The sequence below is a fragment of the Prosthecobacter sp. genome (assembly GCF_046154365.1).
GTDB lineage: Bacteria > Verrucomicrobiota > Verrucomicrobiia > Verrucomicrobiales > Verrucomicrobiaceae > Prosthecobacter.
Genome location: NZ_JBJXFV010000124.1, coordinates 1 through 13,906, shown reverse-complemented (window position 1 = coordinate 13,906; position 13,906 = coordinate 1). Strand labels below are relative to the sequence as shown.

Sequence of the window (13,906 nt, the reverse complement as noted above, 5' to 3'; positions counted from 1 at the left end):
TCAAAGGCAGCGGTCGAGCCGCCACCAACGGCGGATGATTTCGAGGTAGAAGCAGAATCCGTTCTCCCCACTGCGGACGAGGTAGTGGTCCATGCACAGCAGCTTCAGGAGCTGACGCAGGCGCTCGTCATCGACCGCCATCTGGGCATTCACCGCCTTGCGAATCGTGTTGAATGTGTGATCGCCATCGATTGCGGTGGTGTCGAGAATATGCAGCGCCAGCGTTTCCTCGTCGCCATAGTAGGTGCGCAGGCGGTCGCGGTAGTGGCGGAGGTCCCAGTCGTTGTGGTCCGAGGAGATCTCCCGGTCGAGCAGCTCATGAATGAGCGCTTTCGTAAGCGGTGTGGCCTTTGGCAGGCGGGAGATGAGCTTCTGAATGTAAAAGGGCACATGGCCCACTGCGGTCGAGATTATCGTGGCGCACTGGGCCGCGTCCTCGCAGGTGAGCCCACTGCCAGCAATCAAGCGCTGGGCCAGCACCAGTGCCTCGGCGGGCTCTAGCGGACCCGGCCGCTCGCTCGCCATGCGGTTCAACGGGCTACCATGATAACCATCCCGCTTCAGCGCCTCCAGGACGTGATGGAGGCCAATGGAGCCGGTGAGGACGAGGCGGACGCGGTCGTGATCCTGCCCCAGCGCCCTCAGCACATCCAGCACCTCCATGGCGATGGCGGGGCTGTCATTCTTGGCGATCTTGCCTATCAAGTAAGGCACTTCATCCCAGAAAAAGATCATCCGCCGATTAGGGCCGAGCGCCTTCATTTCCTCGTCGATGTCGGCGAAGGTCCGGCTCAGAACCTCCTTCCAGGGAGCGGCTGAACCGTCTGGCAGCTTGATCAGGCCTGCGATTTCGGTGCCTGCAGCTTTGCCCAGGAGTTCGCCCATGCGCCGGAGGGTGCGTTTTTGCTGTCCGAGGACCTCGTGAGACAGGCGATACGCCATCGTGGCAAACTCCGCCGCCGTGCCGCAAAAGCTTACATCCCGATACACCGTGGCCCATCCCGCCCGTGGTTCGGCGGTCATTTTCTTCATGATCTGCGTCTTCCCGATGCGCCGGAGGTCATTCATGTAAATGCTCTGGCCGGGGAGAATGTCCCAGAGCCTCTCAATGAACTCGTCACGACCGAGGGTTTCACGGGGCGAGACCTCGCCTCCAGGATTGGTTTTGATGGGTGGTTGCATAAGTGTTAGCCGCCTCACTGGCACGAGAGGCTAAAACACTTTAGTTTTAATACAACATCAAATTCAACGTATATTTATCCCAATTGATCTAGTTTGCATCGTCGCGAGGAAGTCGCGGCGGGTTTGGGTGAGGTGTTGCTCGAAGGGGGACATGCGAGCTACGCCAGCTCCTTGATCGACTGGAATTCGTTATCGACCAGGTAATGCGGGCGACCGGAGAAGTCCGAGACCGTGCTGGTGTGCGGATTGATGCCGAGGTTGTTGTAAAGCGTGGCGAAGATCTCCTGGAAGTGCACTGGACGATCCGATGCCTCGCCGCCGAGTCGGTCGGTGGCGCCAATGACTTGCCCATTCTGCATGCCGCCACCGGCGAGCAGTGCGCAGGACACGTTCGGCCAGTGATCGCGTCCGCCTTTGTCATTCACGCGTGGCGTGCGACCAAACTCGCCCCAGGCGAGCACGGTGACATCCTTGTCCATGCCACGCTCATGCAAATCCTGCACGAGCGCCGTGATGGCTTGATCGAAGTCGGGCAGGTTCTCCTGCGCGTTCTTGAAGTTCTGCCCATGCCAGTCCCAAAAGCTATAGCTGAGCGTCACCACACGCACACCGGCCTCGACGAGTCGGCGGGCGAGTAGGAACTGTTCATTGAGTCGCGGTGCGGCATCGCCCTGAATCTTTTCGGTGCCTTTGCCGTAGCGCTCGCGGATCTTTGGCGACTCCTTCGAAAGATCGAGTGCGTCAACCAACTGCGAGGAGGTCAGAATGCCATAAGCCTGCTGCCGGAAGACATCGATGCCTGCCATCGTGCCGGAAGCATCTGTCTCACGACGGAACGAATCAAAAGCAGAGAGCAGACCTCGACGATCTCCCAGACGCTCCAGCGTCACGCCGTTGAGCGACATGTCTTCCTTCCCACGCTCCAAAGGCATGAAGGGAGCATGCGCCACGCCGAGGAAGCTCGGACGTCCTTGGTTATAAGGCGTGTGCTTCATGTGCTGCGAGAGATTCACATAGCTGGGCACAGTGGGCGCTCCACCTTTGAGCTTCGACACCACGCTGCCGATCTCTGGCCAGCCGCCGGGAGGCGCATTGTTGCTGAGACGGCCTGTCACGCACTGAAAGCTCTCATGCCGGTCCTTTGCGCCCACGACGCTGCGAATAAAGCTGAACTTGTCCGCCATCTTCGCCATGCGCGGCAGGTGCTCGCTGATCTGGATGCCCGCCACATTCGTGCCGATGGCCTTGAACGGCCCGCGCACCTCCGAAGGCGCGTTCACCTTGATGTCATACATGTCCTGGTGCGGCGGTCCGCCCGGCAGGTAAACAAGGATGAGTGCCTTCTGCGATTTGCCGACTCCTAGCTCCGCCTCGGCACGCAGGAGCTCGGGGAAGCTCAAGCCTCCCAGCCCCAGGCCGCCAATGCGCAGGAATGAACGGCGCGAAAGGCCGTCGCAATAGCAGTTGGCGGACTGTTTGGAGAAAAGGGTGAGCATTGAAAGTTTAACGGACGAAGCGAAGAAGGTGTTGCAGCAGCGGGACGTAAGCAACGGCGCTATTCTCGATTGATGAACTCATCCAGGTTCATGAGCACGCGTGCGGTGGCGACGAGTGCGGCTGCCTCGATGGCTTCGGAAGGCGAAACAGCCTTTTCGATGAGGCCGAGAGCTTTGAGTGCTTCCGTGCCGCCGTTTTGCACGCGGGCCTTTTGCTCCGCGTGGAATGATTTTAAACGTGAAAGCTCTTCCGCACGCGGTGCGCGGTTCAAAACGAGCTGGAAGAGCGTCTGGAGGCGTTTTGATGTTTCTGATGAACATTCGCGCATGACGCGCAGAGCCAGCGATTGCGCCGCTTCGACGAAAACACCGTCGTTCATCATCGTGAGAGCTTGCAGCGGAGTATTCGAGCGTTCCCGTCGCACGCAGGCGTCGGCGGCATCCGGTGCGTCGAAGGTGGTGAGCGTGGGATACAGAACACTGCGCAGGGTGATGATGTAGAGGCTGCGGCGGTAGATTTCATCGCCGGGGCTGGCCTGCCAGTTTGACGACCGACCGACATCGAAAACATCCTCCGGCAACGGCGGGCGGAAGCTCGGGCCGCCAATGCTGCGCTTGAGCAAACCGCTGACAGCAAGTGCAGAATCTCGCAAGATCTCCGCATCAAGGCGGACGCGGTTCTGGTGGGAGAGGAGCTTATTCAGGGGATCGGTCTGATCAGACGGATCGGGCGGATGCGCGGAGGCTTGCCGATACGTCTCGCTCATGACGATGAGCTTGATGAGTCGTTTGCGGCTCCAGCCGTCACGCATGAACTCGATGGCGAGCCAGTCGAGCAGTTCAGGATGCGAAGGCGACTCGCCGCTGGTGCCAAAGTCATCAGGCGTGCGCACGAGGCCGGTGCCAAAGAGCTTGCTCCAGATTTGATTCACGGCCACGCGGCTGGTGAGCGGATGATCGGGCGACACGAGCCATTTCGCGAGATCGAGGCGGTTCGGCTCTGGCTGCGCTGGCTTGTTCATCGCTGGCAGAGACGAGAGGCTCGCAGGCACGACATCAGGGCCGCGCCGGGTATAATCCCCGGCCATGTGGACGTAAGTTTGCCGGCGATCTTTGATCACTTCAGCAAGAGCTGGAGCTTTCGATGTCGGCTCGTCGCGGTCCTCGGTGTTGTCGAAGAAGGCGTAGAAGCTGTAGTAATCGCGGATGGTGATGGGATCGTATTTGTGCGTGTGGCACTGCGCACAGCCGACGGTGAGGCCCATCCAGACGCGGCCAGTCGTGTTGACGCGATCTGCGAGGTTTTGAAAACGCGCTTCTTCTTTGTCGAGGCCCGCTTCCGTGTTGAGCGCGGCATTGCGATGAAAGCCGGTGGCGGCAATTTGATCGCGTGTGGGATTGGGCAGCAGGTCACCGGCCATTTGCTCAATGGTGAATTGATCGAAAGGTAGGTCGCGGTTGATCGCATCGATGACCCAGTCACGATAACGGTAAGCATTCGGGCGCAAGCCGTCGCCGAGGAAGCCGCTGCTGTCGGCATAGCGCGCCATGTCCAGCCAGTGACGTGCCCAGCGTTCGCCGAAGTTGGGCGACGCGAGGAGTCGGTCCACAATGAGTGAATAGGACTGATGAGACGAATGTGTCGTATGGGACTCATGAAGGAAGGAGGAGACTTCCTCCGGGCTAGGTGGCAGGCCAGTGAGATCGAGATATACACGGCGGATCAGGGTGGCCGGATCAGCTTCAGCGGCGGGCTTGAGATCATGTTTGGCGAGTTCGTGCTCGATGAAGGCGTCGATGGGGTTTGTGTTCTTCGAGATCGGGACGGTGAGCCGTTTGATCGGCGCAAAGGCCCAGTGATTCTGATATTCGGCCCCTTCAGCAATCCAGCGACGAAACAAATCACGCTCCGCTTTCGTGAGCTGCTTCGGCGAGGACGGCGGCGGCATCACATCATCAGGATCAGCGGTGGTGATGCGATGCCAGAACTCGCTGTCATCGGGTTTGCCGGGCTTGATGGCTGCTTTGACCGCCTCAGCGCGCACATCGAGCCGCAGATCGGCCTCGCGCTTGTCTTCATCAGGACCGTGGCATGCGTAACACTTCGCCGCGAGGATGGGGCGGATGTCGCGATTGAACTCGACGCGTTTCTCCGCGGCGAGGGCACCGAGGGTCGAGAGAAGCGTGAATGGAATGACAAAACGCATGCGTTAGCGGACGAGCAGTTCAGTGAACGCCGCTTGATGCGTGATTTTCGCCTCACCGTCCTCACCAACGACTTTTGTGGTGATGGCGGAGGCTGCCCAATCGATGCTCAATAGGCCCACATTGGGCAAATGGTAGGTTTTGGGCACGATTCGATGCTGGTTCGGAGTTGGGGTGCCACGCGGGTGCTTTTGCGTCATCGAACTGGAAGTGAAGTCGAGGACGCCGTTCTTTGAAAACTCGCACCAATGCCGATCACCGCTCAAAATGAGTGCTTTTTGACCATTGAGTAGCTTCAGCATGCGCCGCTGCTCATGCGGGAAATTGGCCCAGCATTCGCCGCCGTGGGCTTCGGGGGCGAATTGGACGCTGGAGACGATGATGCGCAGTTCCGCAGGCTCCTGGAGCACTTTTTCGAGCCAACGCCACTGCGCTGCGCCGAGGATGGTCGTGCTTTCATCATCCGTAGGCACGCTGGTGCCGCCGAGCATGGCTTGGTCCTTCGGCACCTTCTTCATCGGGCTGCGGAAGTAGCGCGTGTCGAGCAGGATGACCTGCGCACACTTTCCAGCCGGGCCGAAGGTCTGCGCCTGATACACACCCTCCTGCTGACGACGCGGCGAGTTCGCCGGTTCATCAAGCCAGTTCCAAAACTCAGCCTGCGCCTCCTTTTTCTGCGGATACTCAGCACCGCCATCATTGAGACCGAAGTCGTGATCGTCCCAAGTCGCGAGGATGGGCTTGTTCTTCAACCCACGGAAGAAGCGGCTGTTTTTCAGCAGCGCATACTTCTCCTGCATCATCGGGATGCCGCCTTGGTCGGCGTAAATATTGTCGCCCATGAAGATGAAAAGATCACGCGGCAGCGTGAGCGTGCGGTCGAGCATGGGATGCTCATGCGTGTCGAGGCAGGAGCCGAAGACGATGTTTTCGAGCGGCTGCTCGTTGATCGCATACGCTGAGAACCAACCGAGCGCCGGAAGTCCGGCGAGAAAGTGGCGGCGATTACTTGCGAAGTTTGGCATCGAGTTCCTCCAGTTTGAAACGCACGCTGACGACATACGCCTCTTCGCCTTCAGTCCAGTGGCCGTAGGTGGTGGTGACGAAGGTGCCGTCGGGGAGGAGTTCGACACCGGGATAGGTGGTGTCTTGCCCTTTGGTGTTGTCCATGATGCGGACGCGATACTGGCCCTCGGTGCCGTTCACGATGTCCTCGTATTTGCCCACCCAGCCGACCCAATCGCCTTTGGTGGCGCTAACGTGCGTGGTGTCGCGAAAGCTGATGAACAGACGGCCATCGGGCGCGTATTTCGCGACGTGGCGGTCGCCAGTGAGCGCGGCGGGGAGTTCTTTGGGTTCGCTCCAGCTCAGGCCCTCGTCGTTGGAGAAGATGACGAAGGAGTTGTACTTGCGGCTGTTTTCACGCAGCAGCACGGCGATTTGCTTGCCATCTGGCGAGCGGAGAGCGCCGGGCTCGCAGAGATTCGCATCCGGCAGCATCGCAATCGGCGCGGGCACGCTCCAGGTGAGGCCGCCATCTTTGGAAAGCGTAGTGTACACCCAGAAGCGCCACGGTTTGGCCGTTGGCGAGGTGTGATCGCTGTGCGGGCCTTTGACACGGTATTTTTCCACGTCGCCACCACGAATGAAGCGCCCGTCATCGTGAAAAAACGCGAGGTAATGGCCCGGCGTCTGCAGACCGACCACCGTGCTCATCGTGACCACACCGCCGAAGTCGCCAATGGATTTCAGCTCGCTCCAGGTCTCTCCATCGTCTTCCGTGACGGCCATGCGGATCGGATACAGCCCGCTGAACATGATGATACGCTTTTTTCCACTCGCATCGACCACGCGATGCAGCGTCGGCACCTCCAGCGAGGTCTCCCACGACTTCGGCGTTGGCAGCCGCTCGCTCCACGACAGGCCGGTGTCGTTGCTACGCTTGTAAACGATGGCGCCACGCCCGTGACCTTTCGGATACACCGTGAGCATCGTCTTGTTGTCTTCGAGCAAGACGGTCGTCGGATGGCCAAGATACTGTCCTTTCTCGCGATCCACGATCACCTGGCGTTGCGTCTCGCCGCTGATGTCCACGATGGGAATCGTGTAGCCGGGCGACAGTTTGGTTTTGAGATTTTTCGGCGGTGCGAGCGTGACGTCGGCCTTTTGGAGCTTGGTCTGCGCGAAAACGGGCGTGATGAGCAGGAGTGAGAGCGCGGCGATGGGTCGGAGGTGCATGGTGCAGAACTCAACGCTCTGCCTCGGCTGTCCCTAACGCGGATCAGCACCGTAAACACCATCCTGTTCCTCGGTCGGCAGCCTGGGCTTGGATGCCTGCGGCTTGTCCTCGGCAAACCAGTGATTCTTCTCGAAGCGGAAGGTCTCAGGCGCGGTGTCACTGCCGATGTTGATGTCGATTTGAACCTGGACGCGACGGAAGACGATGCGGTTGTCTTTGATGCGGACGTTGCGGCAGGGAATGAAGCCAGGCTCGCGAGTTTCCTGGAGGATGCGGAAGATCCACTTGGTGGGAAAGAGGATCGTGTTGCCGGTGAACTCCGCGCCATCGACACCGACGAAGGCAGCGGCGCACAAACTGCCCTCAATGACGTTGTCTCGCACGATGAGACGCGTGGCCTCGTATTTGACGCCTTGCGGACGAAAGTAAGGCAGGCCGGTGGAGCCACCGAGGTTGAGCGGACGCTCGCCAGCATGGGTGAAATGGCATTTTTCGACGATGACATCGCTCGTGCCCCCTTTGAGCTGGATGGCGGCGCTGGCGGTGAAGCCTTCCTTGCCGATGAAACGACAGCCGGTGATCAGCGACTGGTGACAACCGACGAAATCAATCCCCTGCCCGCCCCAGCCGGTGAGGGTGCAGTCGCGGATCGTCAGTCCGTCGAGGCCGGAGCACTTGATGCCGTCGTGATTGCCCTTGGGGCCGATGTCGCTGACTTCAACGTGCTCAATCGTGATGCCAGTGACCGGCTTCGTCAGTTCGCCGCCGTCGTCGAGATTGAGGCCGTTGCCGGTTTGCCCGCTGACGCGCAGGTTGCGCAGAGTCAGGTTGTTGCAGCAGGAGAAATGCCACGCATTGCCACCGCCTTTGAAATGCGGTCGGTTTTTGGGATCGAGGGCTTCGATGGTGAGCTTTTCGACGCCCCCAACTGAGTGACCGCCGGGATAGTCGCCGGGAGCGAGTTTGAGCGTGGTGCCGGGTTTGAGATCGCGCAGCGCCGTCCGCAGTGAATCGGCATCACGCACGATAATTTCATCGGCATAGACGGTGGCGGAACAAAGGACAAACAGCAGAGCACGCATGGTGAACGCCAACGAACTTCGCACCGTAATTTATCGACGCTTATGGAAGACGACTTCCGCGAGTTTCAGCCACTCGCGTGCCTTGGTGAGGCCAAGAGCCATCGAAATGTAGCTCCTGGCCTACTGGGGCGTGTGCCGGTGGAAGAAATAGATGACGCCTGCCCGCACGATCATCAGCAGCGCCAGTCCGCCGGCGCTGGAAAGAATGATTTGCGGGACAAGGCTCATCGGATGGGTCATTTTTTGCGTTTCTTCGTCGCCGCAGCCGCCAGCGGACGGCGGCGGGTCTTTTCGGGGAGCATCTGGAGACGACGATCGATCTCGTCATACAGCTTCTCAGCGGTCTCACGGACCTCAGGGGCGATGTTTTGGAGAAGAAGCCGGTCGCCCGCCTGGATGGCGGCGATGGCTTCATACCAGGGGCGGAACTTCTGATGAGCCTCCCAGTGCTTCAGGAAGGTCAGAAACTCGCCGCCAACTCCCAGATGAACGAGGACAGCGGTTGCCCGCAGCCATTCGTGCATCGTTTCGGGCGGAATTCCCTGCCTACCGTGCCTCTGAATGACTGTGGACCATGCATCGCATGCATTGCCCCAGTTTGCATCATAGGCATCAATCAGTCCTTTGTTGATCTGATAGGAATCGGTCTCGCCGAAGCGGGTGCGCTGCAGATGCTCGAAGCGTTTTTTGGCTTCAGTGAGATCACCCAAGTAGTCTCGTGACAGGATCACCAGCCCGAAGAGAGCGTCTGCGTTAACTTCACCTTCGATGAAAGTCCTGTTCAGGGCTTTCAGCGCGTCCGGCTGGCGTCCTGGCAGATCGAGAAGCATCAAACCAAGTTTGATGAAGGGCTTGTTGTCGTGTCGTGAATGTTTGCAAGCCTCGTTATAGGCGCACTCTGCGGCGGCAGGATCACGGCGGTGCCAGCGACTCAAGTCTCCAAGTCCAATCCATGCCTCGACGTTCGTTGGGTCGATCTCGATAGCGACCTGATAAGCACTTTGGGACTCATTGATGAGGCCCAGGTTCTCGCTCAGTGTTTTCCCCCATTGCCGCCATGCCCCAGATGAGGCGTTGCGGGCTGGTTCCAAGACTTCAAAAACTCTTTCGAGGGCAGGGTGCATAAGCCGACGGCCAGCCTCAGGAGGCAGTGTGTCCGCCATGAGAGCAAACGTAGCGTAATCCTTCGGTGCTTGGAGGAATGCACGGCTCCAGTCTTCCGCGTTTTGGAGTAAACGAATCTGACCTGATGCGAGGCGTTCGGCGAACCAGATGGATGCCTCCTCGCTGAACAAGAACTCGTCTATTTTCCGTCCGTACTCGGCGGCCTTCACTGCGGCGTCCACTTGCTCCATCGTGAGGTTTGTCGTGGATGAGGCAATCTGCTGAACCTGGCCTTTTCTCAAGCTGCGGCGATCTCCCAGCAAGAGGCTGGAAAACTCTTCAGGCGTGACTGGAGCATGATCAGGCACGAGATCGTGGAGTGTTTTGCGCATGTCTGCGAAGGCAAGTGTGGCAGGATGAAGCCCTACAAAATCAAATGCCTCCTCAAGCTTTCTGCGTGCCTCGGCATCGCTGGTACTCAACAGCTCAAGACGCCGCCGTAGATCATCTGCCGTCGCGGAGTCCAGCAAGGGATGGAGTGCCTGAACAAGCAACCAGTCACCGCTTTGAAGTTCCTCTTTGACAAGGAGGCTCTGGGCCATCCTGGCCCGTTCGTGTTCGTCCCATACCGTTTCGATCAACCGCGTCAGATACTCCACCGCCTGCCTGTTGCGGCGGGAGCCGAGGCGCATGAGGAACCAGACGTTGAAGAAGCGTTCGGTGATGAGGAAGCCGGTGGCGGACTGTCCGCGGAGGCTGACTTTTTCGATGAAGCCGATGCGCTCGAGACGATCGAGCTGGGGGCTGATGCCGGTGATGGGGAGGCCGGTGTCTTCGCTCAACTGGCGGGCGGTGACGGGATCCCAGTGGTTGGCAATTGCACTGGCGATGACCTGCTGCTGAACCGACAGCTCCTCAAAGAGGGCTTTGTAGAGCGGGGTGACGCGGTCGAGGAGGTTTTGAAGATCACCAAAGACGCCGGGGGCGAAGTCCTCGGCGTAGAGGAAGAAGAGGGTGACGGTGGTGCGTGGATTTCCACCGGTGAGCTGGCGCAGCACAGTGATGCGGCGCGGATGGGCGAGGACGCGGTCGCGCACATCGGGGCGGTGAAACACCTCGGCGAGGTGAAGCATGAGTTGGCGCATCTCGTCCTCGCTGAGGCGTTCAAGGTAACGGACTTTGAACTGGTCGTAAAAGGGTGCGCCGTAATCCTGGCTCTCCGGCAGGGCGCTGGGACTGGCACCGATGAGGATTGGGCAGCCGGGACGCATGAGCAACTCGCGCAGGACATGCTGCTGCGCTTTGGGCAGGCGCTCGAAGACGAGCTGGAGATTGTCCACCAGCAGCACGGGGCGGCGGCCGGTGTTTTCGGCAGCTTTGAGGAAGGCTTCGAGCGCTGCTTTGGCCGCTTCTTCTTCCTGGCTGGCCGGTGTCGGCGGGAGGCTGCGGATGGTGGTGTCGATGGCATCAGCGGCGGCTTTGTCGCCAGTGCGCTCATGGGCGTCGGCGAGGGAGTCGAGGCAGTTCAGCCAGAATTTCGAGAGGCGGTCCACGGAGTACTGTTCCTCAGCAAAGACGAGGGGGATGAAGCGGCTGGAGTAGGCGTCAGTGCGCAACTCGGCGGCGATGCGGGCGAGGAGCGTGCTTTTGCCCATGCCGCGACGGCCAATGATGAGTTGATGAAGCGCACGGCTGCGCGGCTTTTCTGCGGCGATGTCTGCGAGAACATTGTCGAGCAGCCGCTGCCTCACCGCGAAGGTGGCGATGATCTCAGCGTCCTTCATGCGGGAAGGATTGTGCAGCGTGAGCTGGCTTAGACTGAGCTTGGTGGCGGGAGTGCTCATGGGCGGCGGCGTTGCCAGTATTCTCGCAGCAGGAAGGAGCGGAAGGCCTGTCGGCCGCTGCTTTCCATGAGATAGCCATCACGCTGGAGGATAATGCAAAGGCGACCGAGCTGTTCCTCAACCTTGGATGCGTCGCTTTGCGGGTGCGTGGCCATGATGGCATTGAGCAACTGCTCCCGTGTGCGGCCTTTGGCATGCTGGGAGAGGTGGTTGAGGATGGCTTTCGCGACGGTGGCGTCTGGCACGCTGAACTGCTCTTCCAGGCGCTGCCGCCAGGTGTCGAACTGGCTGAGATTCTCAGGTCGCAGAAGGAAGACGAAGGCCTGCTCCAGGCTGGCGCTGTCTGCGGTGGAGACACCGGAATCAACGAGCGCATGAAACACGATCTGAAGGTGATGCGGCAGCGGCCAGCCGACACGGCGGATGATTTCCCGGCGAATGTCTGGCGGGAGTGGGAGATGGTTGTCGGAGCCGAGTTTTTCGAGGAATGCGTCAGCTTCCTGTGCGCTCAAGGCATCGAGAATGAAGGGAGTGAGGTCGTTGATGGTCTTGCCGAGATTCCGCTCCTCCACGAAGCCCTCCAGGCCGATGGAGCCGAGGAATATCCAGCGGATGTGCTGCCGGTAGGACTGGCGCAGGGCACGCAGCCAATGAAGAAAACGACCCACGCGCTGCTGGCCGTGATCCTGGTGCGTCATGGCGAGCAGCAACTCGGGCATTTCGTCGATGGCGATGAGAACCTTCCTGCCATCCGCCTCGATTTTCCGAAACACGCTCTCCAGCGCACGCCCAAGCGTGCTGTGATCGGGATCGTCCACCTCGCCCATCTCCAAGTCGATGCCAGCACCGACTTTGACTCCGCCCAGGGCCTGCCGCGCCTTGCGAAACAGGATGGTGCAACGGGAAATCGCATCGGGGTGCAACCCGCCGTGATGGAGGCTGTCGAGCAGCTTCTCGGCGAAAGACAACTCATCTGCCGAGTCCTCTACATTGAGGTAAACCGCCGTCCATTGCTGCTGCTGGCAGACTTCGCACAATCTGAGCACGAGCGAGGTTTTGCCTACGCGCCGAGGGGCATTGATGCGGAGGTTGGCCGCATTTGACAGTTCGCGCTGCAAGCGGGCGATCTCATGAGGACGATCAAAGAAGTCGTCATGCTCGACGGGGGAGCCGGTGATGTTTCTCATGGGGCGAGAGGTGGCGCCCATGCGATGCAAAGTCAATATACAAGTTTGTATTTATCCATGTTTGTATAAATGCTGGCAGCTACTCGCCTACACAATGCTTGTCGGCGCGAAAGCTATTTCGCGAGGCCTTCAGGCAGTTGGGCGAGGCGTTCGAGTTCGGTGACTTCGTGGAAGAACCACGGCTTGTTGTCCTTCACTTTGAAGATGATCGTCTTGCCGGCGTATTTGAGGCCGTCGTGCTCCTTCCAGTCGCTGAAGCGGTAGAAATCGCCGCGCCAGTCGAGGCGGTGAAGAAGGGCGGTTTCCTTGTCGAAGTAGAATTTCATCGCCGGATCGACGCTGCCGCTGACTTGGAGGCCAAAGCAGGTTTTGCCCTCGTCGGTGAGGTCGGGGATGACCTCGATCTTGGACTTTTCATCGACAAGCAGGTCGAGCGACCAGGCGCGGACGTCATCCTTGGCGGGTTCGACGCCGCGTTCCTTCTTGTTGATCCACCATTTGTCCGGTTGGGAGAGGATGGACTCGCGCGTGGAGCGCTTTTTGCCTTCGGCGGGCTCGGGCGTACTGCCGAAGTGGAAGACCTCTTTGATGCGGAAGATTTTCAGCAGCTTGTCCTTCCCGCCGACAGCGTTGACAGCTTTTTGGACGAGCGGTTGCGGATCAGCCGTCTGCGCGAGAGCTGATGTGACGAGAACGAGGGGCAGGATGAAGCGGAGCATGGTGTGAGGGCTGATCAAACGCCCCACACAGGTAAATCTTGTCGTCACACCTCCTCCAGCATCTTCGTCGCATCGCCAAACGTCTTCGGGCGCACGTCCATCTTGTCCATCATCGACATGAACAGGCGGCAGAGCTGGCGCTCGGGCTTGTCTTTGTAGTCAAGGGTTCGGCCAGTCTTGAGCCGCCCACCTGCACCGCCGAGGACGATGATGGGGAGCTGGTCGTTGTCGTGCTTCGCGCCAGCCATCATGCTGGAACAGTGCATGAGCATCGTGTTGTCGAGCAGCGTGCGCGGGCCTTCTTGAATGGCATCGAGTTTCTTCGCGATGTAAGCGAGCTGTTCGATGAAGAACTGGTTCACCTTCAAATAATCTTCCCCGTCGCTGTGCGAAAGCAGGTGATGGATCATGTAGTCGATGCCATGCCCGACTTGCTGCACGCTCGGCAGATTCGGAAAACGCAGCGCGCTGTGATCGTTGTTGAGCTTCAGCGTGGTGATGCGCGTGGTGTCGGTCTGGAAGCCTAGCACGAGGATGTCGCACATGAGCTTCATGTGCTCGGCGATGTCCTGCGGGATGCCATCGGCAGGACGCCGCATGTTCGGTTTGTCGAGCGTGGGCCGCCAGCCTTGCAGTTCGCCGCGTTTACCGGCGTTTTCGATGCGTTTCTCGACCTCGCGCACGCTGTCGAGATACTCGTCGAGCTTCCGCTGGTCGCTGGTGCTGATGTCGCGGCGCAAATCCTGTGCATCGACCAAAACAGCATCCAGCACGCTCTTATCGGCGGGCGAGGCATCGTCTTTGAAGAGCCGGTCAAAGGCCAGCGCGGGGTAAAGCTCCAGCGGTGT

10 protein-coding genes are annotated in these 13,906 nt (G+C 59.6%); all 10 read right to left on the bottom strand.

Translation table 11 applies throughout. The features are described 5' to 3' along the window. Window positions 1–1,182: a hypothetical protein gene (locus tag ACKVY0_RS16300; protein ID WP_409215885.1), complete on the bottom strand. Its 1,182-nt coding sequence runs from the start codon at window positions 1,180–1,182 to the stop codon at window positions 1–3. Between the two features lie 158 nt (window positions 1,183–1,340). Next, window positions 1,341–2,678 carry a DUF1501 domain-containing protein gene (locus ACKVY0_RS16295; RefSeq protein WP_409215884.1) on the bottom strand — a complete coding sequence of 446 codons (1,338 nt, stop codon included), beginning with the start codon at window positions 2,676–2,678 and terminating at the stop codon, window positions 1,341–1,343. A gap of 59 nt (window positions 2,679–2,737) precedes the next feature. Continuing rightward, window positions 2,738–4,885, bottom strand: coding sequence for a PSD1 and planctomycete cytochrome C domain-containing protein (locus tag ACKVY0_RS16290; protein ID WP_409215883.1), 2,148 nt, complete (start codon window positions 4,883–4,885; stop codon window positions 2,738–2,740). Between the two features lie 3 nt (window positions 4,886–4,888). Further along, window positions 4,889–5,908 (bottom strand): alkaline phosphatase D family protein, encoded by a 1,020-nt coding sequence (locus tag ACKVY0_RS16285; RefSeq protein WP_409215882.1) that lies wholly within the window; start codon window positions 5,906–5,908, stop codon window positions 4,889–4,891. Next, window positions 5,889–7,121 (bottom strand): sialidase family protein, encoded by a 1,233-nt coding sequence (locus ACKVY0_RS16280; protein WP_409215881.1) that lies wholly within the window; start codon window positions 7,119–7,121, stop codon window positions 5,889–5,891. Before ACKVY0_RS16280 ends, ACKVY0_RS16285 begins: the two co-directional genes overlap by 20 nt. A gap of 33 nt (window positions 7,122–7,154) precedes the next feature. Continuing rightward, window positions 7,155–8,204 carry a right-handed parallel beta-helix repeat-containing protein gene (locus tag ACKVY0_RS16275; RefSeq protein WP_409215880.1) on the bottom strand — a complete coding sequence of 350 codons (1,050 nt, stop codon included), beginning with the start codon at window positions 8,202–8,204 and terminating at the stop codon, window positions 7,155–7,157. A gap of 236 nt (window positions 8,205–8,440) precedes the next feature. Beyond that, a complete protein-coding gene (locus ACKVY0_RS16270; RefSeq protein ID WP_409215879.1) occupies window positions 8,441–11,152 on the bottom strand; it encodes an AAA family ATPase in 2,712 nt (903 codons plus the stop codon). Then, entirely contained in the window at window positions 11,149–12,339 is a 1,191-nt protein-coding gene (locus ACKVY0_RS16265; protein ID WP_409215878.1) for an AAA-like domain-containing protein, read from the bottom strand. The genes ACKVY0_RS16270 and ACKVY0_RS16265 overlap by 4 nt, the downstream gene beginning before the upstream one ends. 113 nt (window positions 12,340–12,452) lie before the next feature. Beyond that, window positions 12,453–13,058 (bottom strand): hypothetical protein, encoded by a 606-nt coding sequence (locus ACKVY0_RS16260; RefSeq protein ID WP_409215877.1) that lies wholly within the window; start codon window positions 13,056–13,058, stop codon window positions 12,453–12,455. Window positions 13,059–13,102: 44 nt separating this feature from the next. Further along, window positions 13,103–13,906 (bottom strand): DUF1552 domain-containing protein (locus tag ACKVY0_RS16255; RefSeq protein WP_409215876.1); only part of this gene is annotated, 804 nt, incomplete at its 5' end.

Bases quoted from the DNA above. Each gene is read 5' to 3' on its own strand.
- ACKVY0_RS16260 (WP_409215877.1), bottom strand. From the start codon at position 13,058: ATGCTCCGCTTCATCCTGCCCCTCGTTCTCGTCACATCAGCTCTCGCG.
- ACKVY0_RS16300 (WP_409215885.1), bottom strand. From the start codon at position 1,182: ATGCAACCACCCATCAAAACCAATCCTGGAGGCGAGGTCTCGCCCCGT.
- ACKVY0_RS16275 (WP_409215880.1), bottom strand. From the start codon at position 8,204: ATGCGTGCTCTGCTGTTTGTCCTTTGTTCCGCCACCGTCTATGCCGAT.
- ACKVY0_RS16270 (WP_409215879.1), bottom strand. From the start codon at position 11,152: ATGAGCACTCCCGCCACCAAGCTCAGTCTAAGCCAGCTCACGCTGCAC.
- ACKVY0_RS16295 (WP_409215884.1), bottom strand. From the start codon at position 2,678: ATGCTCACCCTTTTCTCCAAACAGTCCGCCAACTGCTATTGCGACGGC.
- ACKVY0_RS16285 (WP_409215882.1), bottom strand. From the start codon at position 5,908: ATGCCAAACTTCGCAAGTAATCGCCGCCACTTTCTCGCCGGACTTCCG.
- ACKVY0_RS16265 (WP_409215878.1), bottom strand. From the start codon at position 12,339: ATGAGAAACATCACCGGCTCCCCCGTCGAGCATGACGACTTCTTTGAT.
- ACKVY0_RS16290 (WP_409215883.1), bottom strand. From the start codon at position 4,885: ATGCGTTTTGTCATTCCATTCACGCTTCTCTCGACCCTCGGTGCCCTC.
- ACKVY0_RS16280 (WP_409215881.1), bottom strand. From the start codon at position 7,121: ATGCACCTCCGACCCATCGCCGCGCTCTCACTCCTGCTCATCACGCCC.